The sequence below is a fragment of the Streptomyces sp. NPDC097129 genome (assembly GCF_055668065.1).
Genome location: NZ_JBVOQE010000009.1, coordinates 282,101 through 299,486, shown reverse-complemented (window position 1 = coordinate 299,486; position 17,386 = coordinate 282,101). Strand labels below are relative to the sequence as shown.

Genomic DNA, 17,386 nt, shown 5'->3' with positions numbered 1-17,386 from the left:
GGGACAAACCCCGCGATTCTATGCGAACAGCGTGGCCAGCCTGCGGAAGGAGTCCAGCAGCGCCGCACGGTCGTAGGTGCTGGTGGTGACGAGCACCTCCTGCGCGCCCGTCTCCTTCAGCAGCGTCTCCAGCTCGGCGGCCACCTGCTCCTCGGTGCCCGCGAGATGCCCGGTCAACCCCGTCTCGTACAAGCCGCGCTCCTTCGCGGTCATCGTGCGGTTGTCGACCGCGTCGGCGGGCGGCAGCGGCGGGAAGGTGCCGTGCGTGCGGGAGTACGCCATCGACCAGGCCTCCGGCAGGAGCAGCCGCCGGGCCTCCTGCTCGGTCGCGGCCACCGCGATCGTGCCGGAGATCACCACATACGGCTCGCCCGCCCACGCCGAGGGGCGAAAAGCCTCCCGGTAGGCGTCGATGCCGCGCCGCATCCGCTCCCGGTCGCGCAGATCACCGATCACCATGGGCAGGCCGAGCCGGGCGGCGATCCGCGCGCCCTCGCCCATCGCCAGCACGAACGGCGGCACGGTGAGCCCCTCCGAGGGCCGCGCGCGCACCCCGGTCGGGGAGGTGCCGCGGAACCAGCCGAGCAGTTCGCCGATCTGCGCCCCGAAGTCCTCGGCGTCGCCCTTGTCGCGGCCCAGCGCCCTGCGCACCCCGTCGGTGAAACCGACCGACCGGCCGAGCCCCATGTCGATCCGCCCGGGAAAGAGGGACTCCAGCACGCCGAACTGCTCGGCGACGACCAGCGGCCGGTGGTTGGGGAGCATCACCCCGCCCGTGCCGACCCGGATCCGCTCGGTTGCCCCGGCCACCGCGGCCGCCAGAACCGTCGGCGCCGAACCGGCCACGCCGGGCACGCCGTGGTGCTCCGACACCCAGAAACGGTGGTAGCCGAGCCGCTCCGCCTCCCGCGCGAGGCGCACGGTGTCGCGCAGCGCCTCGCCCGCGGGATGCCCTTCCCGCGTGCGGGAGCGGTCGAGGACGGAGAAACGGGTCCGGGTGATCAGCGCACTCACCTCCCGTACAACGCCTGCCGGCGCGGGGGATTCCCGCCGTCACGGGGCGTCAGTGAACGGACACGGCCGCGCGAACGGTGGATTCTTCATAACTCCTCCCGTCTGCGGGCGTTGCATCTGATGCGGGCGAAAGACCGCATCTCTCTCATCTGTGGAAGGCAGGGAACCTATGAAGCGGGTTACCCGGAACACCCTGATCGCGGTGGCCGCCGCGTCCGGTGCGATGGCCATGGTCCCGGCGGCGCACGCCGACTCGACGGCGGAGGGCAACCTGGCCGGTTCGCCCGGCGTCGGCTCGGGCAACGGCATCCAGCTCCCGGTGGCCGTACCGGTCAACGTGTGCGGGAACAGCGTCGATGTCGTGGGCCTGCTCAACCCGGCGTTCGGTAACACCTGCGCGAACAAGGGCGGCTCGGGCGAACACGGCCCGGGCAAGGGCGGTTCGGGCGGGAACGGCCCGGGCAAGGGCGGCTCGGCGAACGCGGGCGGTGGCGCGTCGGCCGGGCAGACCAACGAGGGCTCGCCCGGCGTGATCTCCGGCAACGGGGTCCAGCTGCCGGTCCACCTCCCGGTCAACATCAGCGGCAACACGGCGAACGTCGTCGGCATCGGCAACCCGGTGTTCGGCAACGAGTCGTCCAACACCTCCGGTGAGAAGCCGCAGCAGCCCACGACGCCGCAGACGCCGGACGAACCGGTCGGCCGGTCGGTGCCCCCGGCGCACGCGCAGCCGCCGGCTCCGCACCACGACACGGCGCTGGTGCGCACGCCGGTGGAGGAGGCGGCCGCCGCGGGCGCCCTCGCCGAGACCGGCACGGACGGCATGCTCCCGGCCGCCCTGGCGAGCGGGGCGCTGCTGCTGGGCGGCGCGGCGCTGTACCGGCGCTACCGCCCGGGCCAGCAGCACTGAGGCGCCCTACGCGCGTGCCCCCGGCCGCCGGATGACCTGCAACTCCAGCGTCACCGGCGGCGCGGCCACGCCGGGGCCGCCCGCGGCCGCCCAGTCGATGACCTCCTGCGTGCAGTCGTCGTCCGTCGCGAACCCCACCCACACGGCCCGCCCGCCGGCCCGGCGTCCCGCGGCCGACGGCTGGACGACGATCACGTTCGCCTGGTCGCAGGGGCCGAGACAGTCGGTGGTGCGGACCTGGAAGCCGTGCTCGACGGCCGCGGCACGCAACCGCTCCAGCTGCCAGACGTGATCGGTGCCGGGGTGTTTGCGCGCGTTGCCGCAACAGCACCCCCGGCACACCACGAGGGTGCAGGGCCGCTGCCGGGCGGCGCCGACGAAGGACCTGCGGGGAGCGGGGACGGGGGAACGAACGGGGGATCGCATGGGAGAAGCATGATCCATACGGCGGGGCTAGGGTGGGCCGCGTGACTGTTACGTCCCGCACGTCCACGTCCCGTACGCCCCGCCGTCCGCTCGCCGTGTTCGATCTCGACAACACGCTCGCCGACACCGCTCACCGCCAGCGGTTCCTCGAGCGGCGGCCGAAGGACTGGGACGGCTTCTTCGCGGCCGCGCCGCAGGACCCGCCGCTCGCGCAGGGCGTCGCGCTGGCCGTGGAGAGCGCGGGGGAGTGCGAGGTCGTCTACCTCACCGGGCGGCCCGAGCGGTGCCGGGCCGACACGCTGGACTGGCTGGCCGCGCAGGGGCTGCCCGAGGGGCGCGTGTACATGCGCGGTGACGACGACCGGCGGCCCGCGCGGCGCACCAAGCTGGAGACCCTGCGCCGGCTCGCCCGCAACCGCGAGATCCGGATGCTGGTGGACGACGACGAGCTGGTGTGCGACGACGCCGAACGGGAGGGGTTCGCCGTGCTGCGGGCCCGCTGGGCCACCCCGTCGACCGAGCTGAAGGTGGCGCAGGAGCGCGAGGGCCGTACCTGAGCCCTCCTCCGGCTCCCTGTCAGTCGGTCTCGTCGAGCCGGAAGCCGACCTTCAGGCCCACCTGCCAGTGGGCGATGTCGCCGTTCTCGATCTGCCCGCGCACCTGGGTCACCTCGAACCAGTCCAGGTTGCGCAGGGTCTGCGAGGCGCGCGTGATGCCGTTGCGGATCGCTGAGTCGACCCCCTCGGGGGAGGTGCCGACGATCTCCGTGACCCGGTAGGTGTGGTTCGACATGCGGGTGCTCCTCTCGCGGGCGGGGACACGCGTGTGTCACGCGTCACTCCACGGTGCCCCAGAGTGCGGCGCGGCGCGAGGCGGTCGGACCGGCCTTCCTCGGGGAAACCCTTGACCCCCGCATTGGTCCATACCAAAATCCGGCACACCCGTTCGAGTCAGTTGCTCGTCCCCCACGTCGGGTCCCATTCCTCTGTCCGCAGCCTGATCCCCTCCAGCCAGGACCCCGGGAGCCCCCTCGTGCCACGTCGCCTCCTCGCCCTCGCCTGTGTGTCCGCCTGCCTGCTCACCGCCTGCGGTGTCCTGCCGCACGACGGCGCGGCGCGGCGCACGGTCACCGTCTGGCTGATGAAGGACAGCGCCTCGCCGCAGTTCCTGCGCCGGTTCACCGACGACTTCGAGCACACCCACTCCGACCTCGCGCTCGACATCCGCGTCCAGCAGTGGACCGGCATCGGCGCCAAGGTGCAGGCCGCGCTGAAGGCGGACGGCACGGACGGCCCCGACGTCATCGAGGTCGGCAACACCCAGGTCCCGCAGTACATCGACAAGGGCGGACTGCTGGACCTCACCCTGGAGTCGATGCGCGACTGGGGCCTGGACGACTGGCTGCCGGGACTCGCCGAGCCGGGCGGGCGCGACGGACAGCAGTTCGGCATCCCCTGGTACGCCGCCAACCGCGTCGTCATCTACCGCAAGGACCTCTTCGCCCAGGCCGGGGTCAGCGCACCGCCGAAGACGCGCCAGGAGTGGCTGGACATCACGCGCAGGCTGAACTCCGGCGGCCACCAGGGCATCTACCTCGCCGGACAGGACTGGTACAGCCTCGCCGGGTTCGTCTGGGACGAGGACGGCGAGCTCGCCGTGGAGGGCGACGGCGGCTGGCGCGGCACCCTCGACACCCCGGCCGCGCTGCGCGGGATGGACTTCTACCGGCGGCTGCACGCCCTCGGCGACGGCCCGGCCGGCGCCGACGAGGAACACCCGCCGCAGGCCGGCGTGTTCGCCTCCGGCACGGTGGCGCAGATCGTGGCCGTCCCCGGTCTCGCCCAGTCCATCGTGCAGCAGAACCCGGGCCTGAAGGGCAAGCTCGGCTTCTTCCCCGTCCCCGGCAAAAGCGCGGGCCGTACCGGCGCCGTGTTCACCGGCGGCTCCGACCTCGTCGTGCCGCAGAACACCGGCGAACGCAAGGGCGCCCTCGCCGTCGTAAGCGCCCTCACCGGCGCCCGGTGGGACAGCGACCTCGCCCGCACCATGAACTACGTGCCCAACAAGGCCAGGCTCGCCCCGGCCGTCGCCGGTGAGGAGGGGGTCGCGGCCATGGCGGCCGGAGCCGCACACGGCCGGGCGACCCCGAGCACCCCCGAGTGGGCGGTGGTCGAGGCCGACAACCCGATCAAGCGGTACATGACCGCCGTCCTGACCGGGGCCGACCCCGCCACCGAGGCCCGGCGCGCCTCACGCCGGATCACCGAGGAGCTGAAGGTGTCGCTGGGCTGAGCCGCCCTCAGCGCACCGTGGCCAGCGACAGCGCGAACCGGCCCTCGCGGTCCGTCCACCAGTGGGACAACTCCATACCGCAGGCGGCGAGTTCCTCCGCGACGCGTTCCCTGCGGAACTTCGCCGACACCTCCGTGCGCAGCTCCTCGCCCGCCGCGAAGTCGACGGCCAGGCCGAGCGCGGGCACCTTCACCGTCTGTGCCGTACGGGACGCGAGGCGCATCTCGATCCACTCGCGTTCCGCGTCCCAGCGGGCGACGTGGTCGAAGGCGTCCGGGTCGAAGTCGGCGCCCAGCTCGCGGTTGATCACGGTCAGGACGTTCTTGTTGAACGCCGCCGTCACCCCGGCCGCGTCGTCGTAGGCGCGGACCAGGACCCGCTCGTCCTTGACCAGGTCCGTGCCGAGCAGCAGCGCGTCACCGGGGGAGAGCAGGCCCCGCACCGAGGCGAGGAACGCGGAGCGCTCGGCCGGCAGCAGATTGCCGATCGTGCCGCCGAGGAACGCGACCAGCCGCGGCCCCGGTGTGTCCGGCAGCGTGAGCGCGCCGGTGAAGTCGGCGATCAGGGCGTGCACCTGAAGGTCCGGCCGGCCGGCGGCGAGCGCCTGCCCGGCCTGGGTGAGCGCGCTCTCGCTGACGTCGACCGGCACATAGGTGTGCAGCGAGGTCAGCGCGTCGATCAGGTACCGGGTCTTCTCCGAGGAGCCGGAGCCCAGCTCGATCAGGGTACGGGCCCCGGTGGCGGCGGCGATGTCCCCGGACCGGTCGATGAGGATCTCGCGTTCGGCGCGCGTCGGGTAGTACTCCTCCAGCGCGGTGATCCGCTCGAACAGGTCGCTGCCGTGGGCGTCGTAGAACCACTTCGGCGGCAGCGTCTTCGGGGTGGCCGCGAGGCCGGCGAGGACGTCCGCGCGCAGGGCGGCGTCCGTGGCGTCCTCCGGCAGCGTGCGGGTGATGCGGAACGGGCTCACGGTCGGGGCTCCTTGGGGGGTGCGTCCTGATCGAGGTCCTTCAACGGGGTGAGCAGCACCTCGGTGCGGTCCGCCGTCAGCAGGGTGTGGTCCGGGACCTCGCGCCACAGCGGGTCGTCGTCGTACGGCTCGGAGGCGACGGCCGTGTGGCGGCCCGGCTCGGCCAGGTACCACAGGGTGTCGCCCCAGGCGGTGGCGGCGATCGTGTCGCCGTCGGTGAGCAGCAGGTTGAGCCGGGAACCCGGCGCGGCCGCGCCGGCTTCGGCGACCGTGTCGGCCAGCGCCTGGCCCATCTCGTCGCCGGCCCGCAGCCGGGCCAGCACCAGCGCCCACACCAGCGCGGAGTCGGTGCGCGCCTCCAGCGCCAGCAGGTCGCCGGCGGGCAGGGTACGCGAGAGGGCGGCCAGGGAGCCCGGCCAGCCGGCGATCGCGCCGTTGTGGCTGAACAGCCAGCGGCCCGAGGCGAACGGCGCGGCGGCGGCCTCCGCGTCGGCCCCGGCCAGCGTCGCGTCCCGGACGGCGGCCAGCAGCGCGCGGGTGCGCACCACGCGGGCCAGGTCGGCGAAGGACTGGTCGGCCCAGATCGGCCCGGCCCGGCGGTAGCGGGCCGGCACCGGATCGCCCCCGGCGTACCAGCCGACCCCGAAGCCGTCGGCGTTGACCGTGCCGTACCGCTGCCGGCGGGGCGCCCAGGACTGCCGGTACAGGCCGTGCGCCGGCTCCACCAGGAACCGGCCGAGCGGCTCCTCGTCGCCCAGCCAGGCGATGTGACGGCACATCAGACGCCCTCCACGGAACGGGCGGTGCGGAAGCCGGAGAAGATCTGCCGCCGGATCGGGTAGTCCCAGTTGCGGAAGGTGCCCCGGCAGGCCACCGGGTCCACCGCGAAGGAACCGCCGCGCAGCACCTTGTGCTCGGACCCGAAGAACACCTCCGAGTACTCCTTGTACGGGAACGCCGTGAAGCCCGGGTAGGGCAGGAAGTCGCTCGCCGTCCACTCCCACACGTCACCGATCAACTGCCGTACGCCGAGCGGTGACTCGCCCTTCGGGTAGCTGCCGGCCGGAGCCGGGCGCAGATGACGCTGGCCGAGGTTGGCGTGCTCGGGCTCGGGGTCGGCGTCGCCCCACGGGTAGCGCATCGAGCCGCCGGTCGCCGGGTCGAAGCGGGCCGCCTTCTCCCACTCCGCCTCCGTCGGCAGCCGCCGCCCGGCCCAGCGGGCGTAGGCGTCTGCCTCGTACCAGCACACGTGCAGCACCGGCTCCTCGGGCGGGACGGCCTCCGTGGCGCCGAAGCGGCGGCGCAGCCACTGCCCGCCGTCGCGGCGCCAGAACAGCGGCGCGTGGATCGCGTGGCGCCGGATGTGGTCCCAGCCCTCGCGCGTCCACCAGCGGGGCTCGTCGTAGCCGCCGTCGTCGATGAACGCCTGGTAGGCGCGGTTGGTCACCGGGGTGGTGTCGATCGCGAACGGCGCCACCTCCTTCACGTGCGCGGGCCGTTCGTTGTCCAGCGCCCACGGCTCCCCGGAGGTGCCCATGGTGAACGGCCCGCCGGGCACGACGACTTCGGCCGGGCCGGTGAACAGGGGAGCCGGCTCGGGGTCCGGCGCGGTCAGCACCTGCGGGCCCGTGCGCAGCTGATGGGTGATCAGCATCGTCTCGTCATGCTGCTGTTCGTGCTGGGCGACCATCCCGAACGCGAAGCCCGCCTCGGTCAGCCGGGTGCCGTCCAGCCGGGCGGACCCCAGCACGTCCAGGGCGCGGGTGCGCACCTGCGCGGCGTACGTCCGGGCCTCGCCGGGCGGCAGCAGCGGCAGGGAGGGCCGCTCGGCCCGGGGATGCTCGAACGCGTCGTAGAGAGGGTCGATGTCGGGGCGTATCGCCTCCTGTCCGCCGACCGTGCGCAGCAGCCACAGCTCCTCCTGGTTGCCGATGTGCGCGAGGTCCCAGACCAGCGGGGACATCAGCGGCGAGTGCTGCGCGGTGAGGTCGGGGCCGTCGACGCAGGTGGTGAGCAGGGTGGTGCGCTCGCGGGCGGTGGTGAGCGAGGTGAGGGCGCGCTCGCGGAGCGTCTCGGCGTCGGGCGCGGGCTCGGTCATCGCAGGTCGTCCTTCCCGTGGGCGCGCGGGGTGGTGCCGCGCAGGCGGTCCAGCAGATCGTCGGCGGGGCAGCGGCCCCTGAGCACATAGCGGTCCCGGTACGCGGCGACGGCGTCCACGACCTGGGTGGTGGCGCCGAGGCGGGGCAGCGCCGCGAGCGCCGCCGTGAAGCAGTCGGCGGCCGCCTCCGCGAGTTCCGGGTCGGCCAGGCCGTCGCGGGCCGCGTCGGCCCACAGCGGATTGTGCGGGGCGGGCAGCGCCAGCGTCCGCTCCGCCAGCGGCTTCACCGTGCGGTAGGCGGTCTCGGCGGCCTCCGGGTCGTCGAACAGGGCGGCCGTCACCGCCAGTGGGACGATCCAGCCGTCGTCGCCGGGCTGGGCGTCGATCATCCGCAGCTCCAGATGACCGCGTGGCCGCACCGGCGGGAACAGCGTCGTGAGGTGGTAGTCGAGGTCGGCGCGGGTCGGCGGCCGGGGCACGCCGGAGCGGGTCCACTCGCGGAAGGTGAGCCCGTCGGGTACCTCCCACGGGCCGTCCTCGCGCCGGACGCACATCACGGGCGCGTCCAGCACGTGCCGGGCCCACGCGGCGCGGGGCTCGCCGTCCGCGACGGGCGCGCCCGCGCGGCCGGGACCGATCTCCATCCAGCGCAGCTGCCGGGTGGAGCGCCAGCCGGTGGGACGGTGCCCGGCCATCGGGGAGTGCGCGAAGGCCGCCACCAGGACGGCGCCCAGGGTGTGCGCCAGCCACCAGCGGCGCCCGTGGCCCAGCGGACCGGGCTCCTCGTGCCCGGCGTCCACGCAGACCTGCACGGAGGCGGAGGCGCGCATCATGGCGCGGCCGGCCGGCCCGGTGCGGTCCAGCGAGGTCTCCATGGCGTCGTAGCGCGGTTCGCGCAGGTACCGGCGCGGCGAGTGCCAGGGTTCGTGGCCGATGCCGGCCAGGACCAGGCCGTCACGGCGCAGTACGGCGCGGACGGCGGCGAGGTCGGCGGAGACGGTGCCGACGCACTCCATCAGGGAGGCGGCGGGCGGCGAGCTCAGCTCCAGCTGGCCGCCGGGTTCCACGGTGAGGGCCGAGCCCAGGGGCACGCCCCGCAGTGCGGCGTAGGCCGCGTCGAGCCGGTCGGGTGTCACGGGCAGCTGCGGCTCGCGCTCCTCGTGGACCAGCCATTCCACTTCCACCCCGAGCCGACGGGGTGGTCCGGTCTTGAAGCAGATGCCCCTGACCAGGGCTTCCACCTCGGCCTCGGTGACACGGGTACGGGGCTCGCGGTGCTCCGTACAGTCACCCGCCGAGGTGGTCGACGAATCGGACATGTCGGGATCCTCCTGAGAGTCCACCATGCTGCCGGTCCGGCTCCGGGTGCTCCGGGCGCGGCGCGCTCGTCCCACCCAAGACGCTCCTGCCGATTCGCACAAGAGTGCCAGGCGACACGTTCCGGGCTTCGTAAGGTTCCTTTCAAGCAGGTTTTCCGCCGCGTTCCACGCCCGGGAAAACGCGTTGCAACCCACGACCAGCATCGCTCAGGATGCGTGCATGAGCACGACGGGGGAGGGCGCGCTCGTGGCGTCCACGGGGGTGACGCCGTGAGCGCGCGGCTGCGCGGCATCGCGCGGGAGACGGAGAAGATCGTCGAGGCGGGCCGCTACGTCCGGGCGGACGGGCACACGGTGTCCCTCGCGCAGGCGATCGAGGCGGCGCGGCAGGACACGCGGATGCTCGGCCCGGAGCCGGTGCCCGTGCCCGGGGCGCCGCCCGCCGACGTGACGATCGAGGTCACCGGCGAGAGCAGCCTGGAGGCCGCCCGCCGCCTCGCCGACCACCCGGTGGCCGTCCTGGACTTCGCCTCCGCCCGCAATCCCGGCGGCGGCTACCTGAACGGGGCGCAGGCCCAGGAGGAGGCCCTGTGCCGGGCCTCCGCGCTGTACACCTGCCTGCTGCGGGCGCCGGAGTTCTACGACCACCACCGCACCCACCGCGACCCGTTCTACACGGACCGCGTCATCCACGCCCCGGCCGTGCCGGTCTTCCGCGACGACCGGGGCCGCCTGCTGGACGAGCCGTACCGGGTCGGCTTCCTGTCCTCCGCGGCGCCCAACGCCGGCGTGATCCTGCGCACCGTCCCCGAGCGCGCTGCCGAGCTGCCCCGCGCCCTCGCGGTGCGGGCCGAGCGGGTGCTGGAGACGGCCGCCGCGCACGGCTACCGGCGCCTGGTGCTGGGCGCCTGGGGTTGCGGGGTGTTCCGCAACGACCCGGCTCAGGTGGCCGGGGCGTTCCGGTCGCTGCTGGTCCCCGGCGGGCGGTTCGCCCACCGGTTCGAGCACGTGGTCTTCGGCGTCCTGGACCGCAAGGGCGACACCCGCGCGGCGTTCGAGCGCTGCTTCGAGGGCGTGGCGGCTCAGGTCCAGCCGTAGCGCTCCGCCAGCCGCCTGCGGACCAGGTCGAAACGCATACGGTCCAGGGCGCACGCCTCGCGGCGCATGCCCTCCTCGTGCAGCCGCAGCACGCGGTCCACGTCCACCCACGACTCGCGCCCGGCGCGGTCCCACGGCCCGCTGCCGATCGCCACCCACTCCCGGTTGCCGTCATGCCGCTTGCTCGACAGCCGCACGGCCAGCAAGGTGCCGGCCGCCTCGCGCGCGACGACCAGCACCGGCCGGTCCTTGCCCCGGCCGTCGTTCTCCTCGAAGGGCACCCACGTCCACACGATCTCGCCGGGGTCGGGATCGCCGTCGTGGGCGGGGGAGTACTCGGTGCGCACCCGGCCCACCTCGCGCGGGTCGGCCTCGGTGGTGGCGGTGGGGCCGTAACGGCCGGGGACGTTCTCTTCGGTGAAAGCAGTCACGGGGGGCACCCTAGAGCGTCCCCCGTGACCGCGCGATCAGCGCCTCACGCGTCCTGGACCGGCACCCTCTGCGGCGGTCGGGGCGCCGCACCGTTCACGGACGGACCGGCCGGATTCGGGCCGTCGGCGTTCATCGACGCCAGCAACTGGCGGGCCAGTCCCAGACCCGTGCCGCCCATGGTGAGCGCCTTGGCGAACACGTCCGCCATGCCGTCGGCGCCGTTGAGCAGCACCATGTTGTCCACGTTGCCGAAAGCGGACGCCCCGGCCTGGACGATCTCCGGCCACTTCTCGGCGAGTTGCTGGGCGACGACCGCCTCCTGGTTCTCGGCGAGCGCGGCGGCCCGCGCCTTGATGGCCTCGGCCTCGGCGAGCCCCTTGGCCTTGGCCGCCTCCGCCTGTGCGAGCCCCTTGGCCTGGGCGGCGGCCGCCTCGGCCTCACCGGTGGCCCGGGTGGCGGCGGCACTGGCCTGACCGCGCGCCTGGGTCGCCTCGGCCTCCGCGCCCGCGGCCGTCTTGACCCGGGTCGCCTCGGCCGCCGCGGCCAACTCCGTCTCCTGCGCCTTGGCCTGCGCCGCCGAGATCCGCGCGTCACGCTCGGCCTCGGCCAGCGTGCGGGTCTCGTAGGCGCGTGCGTCGGCCGGCTTGCGCACGTCGGCCTGGAGCTGCTGCTCGCGGCGGTGCGCCTCCAGCTCGGCGACCCGGGTCTCCTGCACGACGACCTCCTGCCGGGCCCCGGCCTCGGCGAGCGGCCCGGCCTGCCGGGCCTTCGCGGCCGCCTTGTCCCGCTCGGCCTGGTAGCCGGCCTGCAGGATCTCGCTGTCCCGGGTCGCCTCCGCCATCCGCGCGAACGACTGCTGCTCGGCCTCCGTCGCCAGCCGGTTGGCCTCGGCCTGCGCGATCCGCGCGTCCCGCTGCACGGCCGCCGCGTGCGGCATCGCCAGGTTCTGGATGTATCCGGTCGGGTCCTCGATCTCGTGGATCTGCAGCGAGTCCACGATCAAGCCCAGCTTCTCCATCTCCGTGCCGCACGCGGCACGCGTCTGGCCCGTCAGCTTCTCCCGGTCGCGGATCATGTCCTCGACCGTCAACCCGCCCACGATGGACCGCAGATGACCGGCGAAGACGTTGTGCACCCGGTCCGACATCAGCTTCTGCTGGTCCAGGAACCGGCGGGCCGCGTTCGCGATCGACACGAAGTCGTCGCCCACCTTGAAGATGACCACGCCGCGCACCTTCAGCGGAATGCCCTGATGGGTCACGCAGTCCACGTGCAGCTCGGTCTCGTTCAGGTCCAGGGAGAGCCTGCGCACCGCCTGCACCCCGGGCAGCACCAGCGTGCCGCGCCCGGTGACGATGCGGAAGCCCATGCCCTCCTCCAGGCCCTCCGTGCGGTGCTTGGAGCCGGAGATGACGAGCGCCTCGTTCGGTTCCGCGACGCGCCACATGAGCTTGAACAGACCGACAAGAAGCAGGACGGCAACGACGACCGTCCCCGCAACGACGCCGACGACCATCGGCATTCGCCCCCTTTGCATGGTGCCCTTTCGGCACCGAACGAAGGGAGTGTGCGCCCGGCGGAGCCGCGCGGGAAGACGTCCGCGCATCCTTGTCGCAATCTTGACGCAGGCGCTCTCACCTGCGCCGCAGCGGGCTCAACTGTCGTACGCCGCCGTCACGTAGACGGTCCGCGGGGGCAGGTACTCGACCACCATCACGACCGTGCCGCGCTCCAGGCGGCCGGCTCCGGCGGCGGGGTGGGCGAGGAAGTGCTCGGCGCCGCCGCGCACCCGGACGATCACCTCGCCGACCAGTCCGGGCCCGACCGTACCGGTGACCCGCCCCATGAGCCCGACCATCGACGCATCGTCCATGGTCACAGCGTACGGGCAGGGTCCCGGCGCGGCCTATGCCCGGGGCGGCCACCGTTCGTGCCAGCGCGCCTGCGCCTCCAACTGGGCCGCCAGCGACACCAGCAGCGGTTCGCTGTGGGCGGGCCCGAGCAACTGGGCGCCCACCGGCAGCCCGCCGCCGGTGAACCCGGCGGGCACGTTGACGCCGGGCCAGCCGAGCACGTTCCACGGCCAGGCGTAGGGGCAGGCCGCGATCATCGCCCGGTCGGTGGCGAATCCGCCCAGCGCGTGCAGGGCGCCGATGCGGGGCGGGGGAGCGGCCGTGGTGGGCGCGAGGATCACGTCGTACGACGTGAAGAAGGCGCCGATACGGCGGTGCAGCAGCGCCTCCGCCCGGCGGGCCGCCCGCAGCGGCACCCCGCCCAGCAGCCGGCCCAGCCGGGCGGCGCCCCGGGTGCGGGCGTCGAGCAGGCCGGGGAAGGGCGCCTCGGCGACGCGTTCGGCGATGCCGGCGGTGGCGCGCGGCACGAAGGTCAGCCCGATCTGCCCGTACGGCGGATCGGCCTCCTCCACCACGTGCCCCAACGCCGCGAGCTGCTCTGCGAGTTCGACGACCCGGGCGCGCACCTCGGGCCGCAGCCGGGCCGGTACCGCGGTGAACGGCGGCTTCAGCGACAGCGCGACGCGCAACCGCCCCGGGTCGCGGCCGACCGCGTCGGACACCGTGAGCGCGGGCGGCCGGTGCGGGTCGCGCGCGTGGTTGCCGCTCGCCGCGTCCAGCAGCAGCGCGGCGTCGGCGACCGTGCGGGCCAGGGTGCCGTTGACGGTGATGCCCTGGAAGGACTCACCGCGCGGCCAGGTGGAGATACGGCCGCGCTGCGGCTTGATGCCGACGAGATGGGTCCAGGCGGCCGGGATGCGCACCGAGCCGGCGCCGTCCGAGCCGAGCGCGGCCGGCACCAGCCCGGCGGCTACGGCGGCCGCGGACCCGCCGGAGGACCCGCCCGGCGTGTGCTCGGGGCTCCACGGGTTGCGGGTGGCGCCGAACGCGGGCCCCTCGGTGTGCGGCCACTGCCCGAACTCGCAGGTGTTGGTCTTGCCGACGATCACCGCGCCGGCCGCGCGCAGCCGCCGTACCGCCTCCCCGTCCTCGGCGACCGGCGGGAAGTCGCCGCAGCAGCCGAACGCGGTCGGCTCGCCCGCCACATCCATGTCGTCCTTGACCGCGACCGGCACCCCCAGCAGCGGTCTGCGCACCCCCGCGGCCAGCTCCCGGTCCGCCGCGTCGGCCTCGGCGAGCGCGGCCTTGGCCCGCACGATCCGGAACGCGTTCACCGTCGCCTGTGACGCCTCGATCCGTTCCAGCGTGCGCTCGGCCAGCTCCCGCGCGCTCACCTCGCCCGCGGCCAGTGCGCGGGCGGTCTCGGCCAGCCCCGCGGAACGGTCGAGCGTCATACGGCGCACCTCCGGGAGTCCGTCGTCTACCGAACGGTAACCTGCGGGGCGCGAACGGGAAACGCCCCGGCGTCCGGCCGGCGGTGATCAGGCCGGCGGGGGAGCCTTCCCTACGATGGCGGTGGTCGTGCTGGAGGGGGCGGCGGGGTCGTACCCCGCGTCAGGGGGCGGGTGTGTACCGGGGCGAAGGACGTCCACAGGGGGAAGGGACGGGCGGCGGCGGATCGTTGCCGGCCGCGGCACGGGAGAACGAGCGCGAGGGGCGGCGGGGACTGCCGCGCCGCGCGGCCGCCTTCGTCGGGCGGATGCTGTGGCACGAGTTCCGCGGCATCGTGGCCGACCCGGTCGTCCGGCTCTTTTGCCGGGGGCCGGGGGCGCTGCTGCTGGGGTGCGTGGCGTGCGTCGGGGTGATCTTCTTCCACGCGATCGCGCAGCACCCGATGGGCGCGACGGCCGTGCGCGTCCTCGGCGGCGTCCGGGGCGACCTGCCGCTGTGGCTGGCCCTGCTGCGCACGCCCGTGTCGCTGTACGTGCCGGCGCTGGACCTGCCGGTGTGGGCGGGCCTCACGTCGCTGTTCCTGGCGTTCGCGCTGGCCGAGCTGGCGCTCGGCCGGGCCCGGACGCTGGCCGTGGCCTACGCAACCACGCTCGCCGGGACGCTCGCGGCCCGGGTGATGCTCGCGCTCGGTCCCGGCTGGTGGGGACTGGGCCTGCCGCCGCAGGCCGGCCAGGTGCTCGACACCGGCCCCTCGGCGGCGGTCGTGGGGCTGTTCACGTACATGGCGGTGACCCGCCGGGCCCCCGTGCTGTTCACGCTCACCGGCGGATCGATGGTGTGGGAGTCGATCGCCGTTCCCAACCTGGCCGGACGCGAACATCTGGTCGCGGTGGGCGCGGCGATCGTCCTCGGAGTGCTGCACGGACGCCTGCGGCGGCCGTCTATTCGGGACCTGCGTCGGGCGAGGGAATGCGGCCCGGTTCCTGTTCCTCCACCCCGCGCGCCAGATACGGAGTGATCATGAACCGGTACAGCGCGGCGCCGACCACACCGCCGACGAGCGGTCCGACGATGGGCACCCACCAGTAGAAATTGCCGTACTGGTCTCTCCAGGCGGTGCCGTACCCCGTGATGTAACTCGCCAGCCGGGGACCGAGGTCACGGGCCGGGTTGATGGCGTACCCGGCGTCCGTGCCCCAGGCCATGCCGATCGCCACGACGATGAGGCCGATGATGAACGGCGCGAGGTTGGCGCCGGGCGGGGTGTTGAGCAGGTCGGTGACCGCGAAGATCAGCAGCACCAGGAGGGCGGTGCCGATCACCTGGTCACGCAGCGCACCCCACTCGCTCACCGGGGCGGCGCCGTTGCCGGGCAGGGTCGAGAAGACGAACTGCGACTTGATGGTGTGGCCGGGGTCGAACTTGGCCAGGACCTCCGTGTAGTTCCAGCGCACGATCAGCGCGGCGACGAACGCGCCGGCCGTCTGGGCCACCGCGTACGGCAGGACCTTGCGCCAGGAGAAGCCCTTGAAACAGGCCAGGGCCACGGTCACGGCGGGATTGAGATGCGCACCGCTGATCCGGGCGGCGACGTACACACCGAAAGTGACGCCGAGACCCCAGGCCCAGGTGATGCTGTCGTGATTTCCGAGTCCGCCGGCCACGACCTGGGCGACCACGCCGACGCCGAAGAGGATGAGGATCATGGTGCCGAGGAATTCCGCGACCAGCTCGCCGGTCATTCCTCTGGCGGTCGTCCTGTCTGCCATGGAGCACCGCCTCCACCTTCTGAGGGGGGATGGGTGTGGTGACGATGGGGCGTTTTGCATGCGACCGTAGTGATTTGATGCTGGACGTCCAGAGCCGGAACGTCAACCGGAGCGCCATCTTCCGTGTGGATCCACGGCCCGGTGGCCCGGTGTACGGCCGTACCCTGGGCGCCGTGGGGAACAGCTCCGACGGCCTGGATGCCGGGTCCGTGGCAGCCCGGTTCACCGGCGCGCGGGTGACCGGGCAGCGGCGGCTGTCCGGGGCGCTCGCCGAGATCGCGCTGGACGACGGGCGCGTGGTGATGGTCAAACACGGTGACGAGCCCGGTGCGGTGCGCGCCGAGGCGGCCGGACTGCGCTGGCTGGCCGACGCCGGCGCCGTACCGGTGCCCGTGGTGCACGGGCAGGACGAGCGCTGGCTGGTGAGCGACCGCGTGCCCGAGGGGCCGCCCACCGCCGAGGCGGCGGTCCGCTTCGGGCGCGAGCTGGCCGCTCTGCACGCCGCCGGCGCCCCCGCCTTCGGCGCCGCGCCGCCCGGCGGGCCACGGGACGCCTGGATCGGCCGGGCCCCGATGCGCAACGCCACCGGCGCGCACTGGCCGCGTTGGTACGCCGAACACCGGGTCCTGCCCTATCTGCGGCGCGCCGTCGACCAGGGGACCGTCCGCTCGACGGAGGCGCCGGTGGTCGAGCGGGTCTGCGAGCGGCTGCCCGAGCTGGCCGGGCCCGCCGAGCCGCCCGCGCGGTTGCACGGCGATCTGTGGAACGGCAACGTGGTGTGGGGAGCCGACGGGCACGCCTGGGTGATCGATCCGGCCGCGCACGGCGGACACCGCGAGACCGATCTCGCGATGCTGCACCTGTTCGGCTGTCCCCACCTTCAGCGGGTGCTGGAGGGCTACCAGGACGCGGCACCGCTCGCCGCGGGCCGGCGCGAGCGTATCGCCCTCCATCAGCTCTTCCCGCTGCTGGTGCACGCCGTCCTGTTCGGCCGCGCCTACGCCGAACAGGCGCTGACGGCTGCCCGGACGGCCGCGGCGGGCTGAGCGGGGACCGGCGCCCCGGTCCGCCGCCCCTCAGCACTCCAGCTCGTCCCGGGGGCGGGGTGTTCCGGCACAGTCCCTGAGCCGGTCCCAGCCGCACACGCCGTGGACCCCGGGTGCTCACGGCCGTCCGCAGACGCCTGCACCGCCTGCACACGCCCCCCGTCACACGAGCGCCCCCGCCACCCGGAAGAGATTCCGGGACGGCAGGGGCGCAGGGGGAGCCGTTCAGGTCGGCCAGGTCCGGTCGCTTCGGGCGCGGGTCCGGGCGGGTGGCTCCCGGCGGCCGCGCGCCCCGCCGGTGCGGGGCGTACGGCCGTGGGGTGCCGGGGCCTCAGTGGGCGCCCAGGCCGCCTCCGCCGAACGAGCCGCTGGAGCCCTTGCCCCACTTCGGCCGTTCCTGCGACTCGCTCGTCCGGGTGCCGAGGTTGCCGAACTCGTGCGGGAGCCGGCGGCGGCCGTCGTGGGGCACCTCCTCCGGTTCCCGGTTCTCCTGTATGCCGTGGACCGCGCCGCCCGGGGGCAGATGCGGCTGCTCCTCGGGACGCGGCGGGGGCGGCTCGTGGCTCTTGAAGACATCACCGAACCAGAAGGCGCCGATCAGTCCTCCCACGAGGAAGACCCCGATGATGACGGGACCCAGGACGAGAGCGCCGCTCACGGCGGCCATCTGCATCATTGCGCTGCTCATATCCCACGAATACCCCTGA

Annotated in this window: 19 protein-coding genes; 6 read left to right on the top strand and 13 right to left on the bottom strand. The window is 74.0% G+C overall.

Features of this window, described 5'->3' with window-relative positions; translation table 11 throughout:
• Positions 1-18: 18 nt before the first annotated feature.
• Complete coding sequence (locus AC0B9F_RS26090; RefSeq protein ID WP_472006608.1) at positions 19-1,014, bottom strand: LLM class flavin-dependent oxidoreductase; 996 nt, start codon at positions 1,012-1,014, stop codon at positions 19-21.
• 169 nt (positions 1,015-1,183) lie between these two features.
• Here AC0B9F_RS26090 and AC0B9F_RS26085 point away from each other — a divergent pair, with 169 nt between their 5' ends.
• Complete coding sequence (locus AC0B9F_RS26085) at positions 1,184-1,924, top strand: chaplin (RefSeq protein ID WP_472006607.1); 741 nt, start codon at positions 1,184-1,186, stop codon at positions 1,922-1,924.
• A 6-nt stretch (positions 1,925-1,930) separates the two neighbouring features.
• Here the strand turns inward: AC0B9F_RS26085 and AC0B9F_RS26080 are convergent, their stop codons facing one another.
• On the bottom strand, positions 1,931-2,350 hold the full coding sequence (locus AC0B9F_RS26080) for a (2Fe-2S) ferredoxin domain-containing protein (RefSeq protein WP_472006605.1): 420 nt from the start codon (positions 2,348-2,350) through the stop codon (positions 1,931-1,933).
• Between the two features lie 41 nt (positions 2,351-2,391).
• Here AC0B9F_RS26080 and AC0B9F_RS26075 point away from each other — a divergent pair, with 41 nt between their 5' ends.
• A complete protein-coding gene (locus AC0B9F_RS26075; RefSeq protein WP_472006603.1) occupies positions 2,392-2,907 on the top strand; it encodes a phosphatase domain-containing protein in 516 nt (171 codons plus the stop codon).
• A gap of 19 nt (positions 2,908-2,926) precedes the next feature.
• On the opposite strand, the gene AC0B9F_RS26070 is transcribed toward AC0B9F_RS26075, so the two are convergent.
• Positions 2,927-3,142, bottom strand: coding sequence for a dodecin (locus AC0B9F_RS26070; RefSeq protein WP_472006601.1), 216 nt, complete (start codon positions 3,140-3,142; stop codon positions 2,927-2,929).
• Positions 3,143-3,382: 240 nt separating this feature from the next.
• On the opposite strand from AC0B9F_RS26070, the gene AC0B9F_RS26065 reads away from it, so the two are divergent.
• Positions 3,383-4,642, top strand: coding sequence for an extracellular solute-binding protein (locus AC0B9F_RS26065; protein WP_472006599.1), 1,260 nt, complete (start codon positions 3,383-3,385; stop codon positions 4,640-4,642).
• A 7-nt stretch (positions 4,643-4,649) separates the two neighbouring features.
• Here the strand turns inward: AC0B9F_RS26065 and egtD are convergent, their stop codons facing one another.
• From egtD to egtA, 4 genes are read right to left on the bottom strand one after another with little or no spacing between them, the layout of a single operon-like run.
• Positions 4,650-5,612, bottom strand: a complete 963-nt coding sequence (gene egtD / locus AC0B9F_RS26060) for an L-histidine N(alpha)-methyltransferase (RefSeq protein ID WP_472006598.1) — start codon at positions 5,610-5,612, stop codon at positions 4,650-4,652.
• Positions 5,609-6,391 carry an ergothioneine biosynthesis protein EgtC gene (gene egtC / locus AC0B9F_RS26055; RefSeq protein WP_472006596.1) on the bottom strand — a complete coding sequence of 261 codons (783 nt, stop codon included), beginning with the start codon at positions 6,389-6,391 and terminating at the stop codon, positions 5,609-5,611. Before egtC ends, egtD begins: the two co-directional genes overlap by 4 nt.
• Positions 6,391-7,710 carry an ergothioneine biosynthesis protein EgtB gene (gene egtB, locus AC0B9F_RS26050; protein WP_472006594.1) on the bottom strand — a complete coding sequence of 440 codons (1,320 nt, stop codon included), beginning with the start codon at positions 7,708-7,710 and terminating at the stop codon, positions 6,391-6,393. Before egtB ends, egtC begins: the two co-directional genes overlap by 1 nt.
• A complete protein-coding gene (gene egtA, locus AC0B9F_RS26045) occupies positions 7,707-9,029 on the bottom strand; it encodes an ergothioneine biosynthesis glutamate--cysteine ligase EgtA (RefSeq protein WP_472006592.1) in 1,323 nt (440 codons plus the stop codon). The genes egtB and egtA overlap by 4 nt, the downstream gene beginning before the upstream one ends.
• 270 nt (positions 9,030-9,299) lie before the next feature.
• Between egtA and AC0B9F_RS26040 the strand changes: the two genes are divergently transcribed.
• Positions 9,300-10,127 carry a TIGR02452 family protein gene (locus AC0B9F_RS26040; protein WP_472006591.1) on the top strand — a complete coding sequence of 276 codons (828 nt, stop codon included), beginning with the start codon at positions 9,300-9,302 and terminating at the stop codon, positions 10,125-10,127.
• On the opposite strand, the gene AC0B9F_RS26035 is transcribed toward AC0B9F_RS26040, so the two are convergent.
• The 4 genes from AC0B9F_RS26035 to AC0B9F_RS26020 form a co-directional block, all read right to left on the bottom strand.
• Complete coding sequence (locus AC0B9F_RS26035) at positions 10,112-10,558, bottom strand: type II toxin-antitoxin system PemK/MazF family toxin (protein WP_472006589.1); 447 nt, start codon at positions 10,556-10,558, stop codon at positions 10,112-10,114. The two genes, AC0B9F_RS26040 and AC0B9F_RS26035, sit on opposite strands and share 16 nt — an antisense overlap.
• A gap of 44 nt (positions 10,559-10,602) precedes the next feature.
• Complete coding sequence (locus tag AC0B9F_RS26030; RefSeq protein WP_472006587.1) at positions 10,603-12,081, bottom strand: SPFH domain-containing protein; 1,479 nt, start codon at positions 12,079-12,081, stop codon at positions 10,603-10,605.
• Between the two features lie 132 nt (positions 12,082-12,213).
• Positions 12,214-12,432, bottom strand: coding sequence for a hypothetical protein (locus AC0B9F_RS26025; protein ID WP_472006585.1), 219 nt, complete (start codon positions 12,430-12,432; stop codon positions 12,214-12,216).
• Between the two features lie 33 nt (positions 12,433-12,465).
• Complete coding sequence (locus tag AC0B9F_RS26020) at positions 12,466-13,866, bottom strand: amidase (protein ID WP_472006584.1); 1,401 nt, start codon at positions 13,864-13,866, stop codon at positions 12,466-12,468.
• Between the two features lie 305 nt (positions 13,867-14,171).
• On the opposite strand from AC0B9F_RS26020, the gene AC0B9F_RS26015 reads away from it, so the two are divergent.
• The gene (locus tag AC0B9F_RS26015; RefSeq protein WP_472006748.1) at positions 14,172-14,882 is read left to right on the top strand and encodes a hypothetical protein; all 711 of its coding nucleotides are present in this window, start codon (positions 14,172-14,174) and stop codon (positions 14,880-14,882) included.
• Here the strand turns inward: AC0B9F_RS26015 and AC0B9F_RS26010 are convergent.
• Positions 14,806-15,633: an MIP/aquaporin family protein gene (locus AC0B9F_RS26010; RefSeq protein ID WP_472006582.1), complete on the bottom strand. Its 828-nt coding sequence runs from the start codon at positions 15,631-15,633 to the stop codon at positions 14,806-14,808. The two genes, AC0B9F_RS26015 and AC0B9F_RS26010, sit on opposite strands and share 77 nt — an antisense overlap.
• 173 nt (positions 15,634-15,806) lie before the next feature.
• Between AC0B9F_RS26010 and AC0B9F_RS26005 the strand changes: the two genes are divergently transcribed.
• On the top strand, positions 15,807-16,679 hold the full coding sequence (locus AC0B9F_RS26005; protein ID WP_472006580.1) for a fructosamine kinase family protein: 873 nt from the start codon (positions 15,807-15,809) through the stop codon (positions 16,677-16,679).
• Positions 16,680-17,010: 331 nt separating this feature from the next.
• Here AC0B9F_RS26005 and AC0B9F_RS26000 read toward each other — a convergent pair whose 3' ends face one another.
• Positions 17,011-17,367, bottom strand: coding sequence for a DUF6479 family protein (locus tag AC0B9F_RS26000; RefSeq protein WP_472006578.1), 357 nt, complete (start codon positions 17,365-17,367; stop codon positions 17,011-17,013).
• Positions 17,368-17,386: the final 19 nt, after the last annotated feature.

Bases quoted from the DNA above. Each gene is read 5' to 3' on its own strand.
- AC0B9F_RS26080 (WP_472006605.1), bottom strand. From the start codon at position 2,350: ATGCGATCCCCCGTTCGTTCCCCCGTCCCCGCTCCCCGCAGGTCCTTC.
- AC0B9F_RS26070 (WP_472006601.1), bottom strand. From the start codon at position 3,142: ATGTCGAACCACACCTACCGGGTCACGGAGATCGTCGGCACCTCCCCC.
- AC0B9F_RS26025 (WP_472006585.1), bottom strand. From the start codon at position 12,432: ATGGACGATGCGTCGATGGTCGGGCTCATGGGGCGGGTCACCGGTACG.
- AC0B9F_RS26030 (WP_472006587.1), bottom strand. From the start codon at position 12,081: ATGCCGATGGTCGTCGGCGTCGTTGCGGGGACGGTCGTCGTTGCCGTC.
- egtB (WP_472006594.1), bottom strand. From the start codon at position 7,710: ATGACCGAGCCCGCGCCCGACGCCGAGACGCTCCGCGAGCGCGCCCTC.
- AC0B9F_RS26020 (WP_472006584.1), bottom strand. From the start codon at position 13,866: ATGACGCTCGACCGTTCCGCGGGGCTGGCCGAGACCGCCCGCGCACTG.
- egtC (WP_472006596.1), bottom strand. From the start codon at position 6,391: ATGTGCCGTCACATCGCCTGGCTGGGCGACGAGGAGCCGCTCGGCCGG.
- AC0B9F_RS26010 (WP_472006582.1), bottom strand. From the start codon at position 15,633: ATGGCAGACAGGACGACCGCCAGAGGAATGACCGGCGAGCTGGTCGCG.
- AC0B9F_RS26085 (WP_472006607.1), top strand. From the start codon at position 1,184: ATGAAGCGGGTTACCCGGAACACCCTGATCGCGGTGGCCGCCGCGTCC.
- AC0B9F_RS26000 (WP_472006578.1), bottom strand. From the start codon at position 17,367: ATGAGCAGCGCAATGATGCAGATGGCCGCCGTGAGCGGCGCTCTCGTC.
- egtA (WP_472006592.1), bottom strand. From the start codon at position 9,029: ATGTCCGATTCGTCGACCACCTCGGCGGGTGACTGTACGGAGCACCGC.
- AC0B9F_RS26015 (WP_472006748.1), top strand. From the start codon at position 14,172: ATGCTGTGGCACGAGTTCCGCGGCATCGTGGCCGACCCGGTCGTCCGG.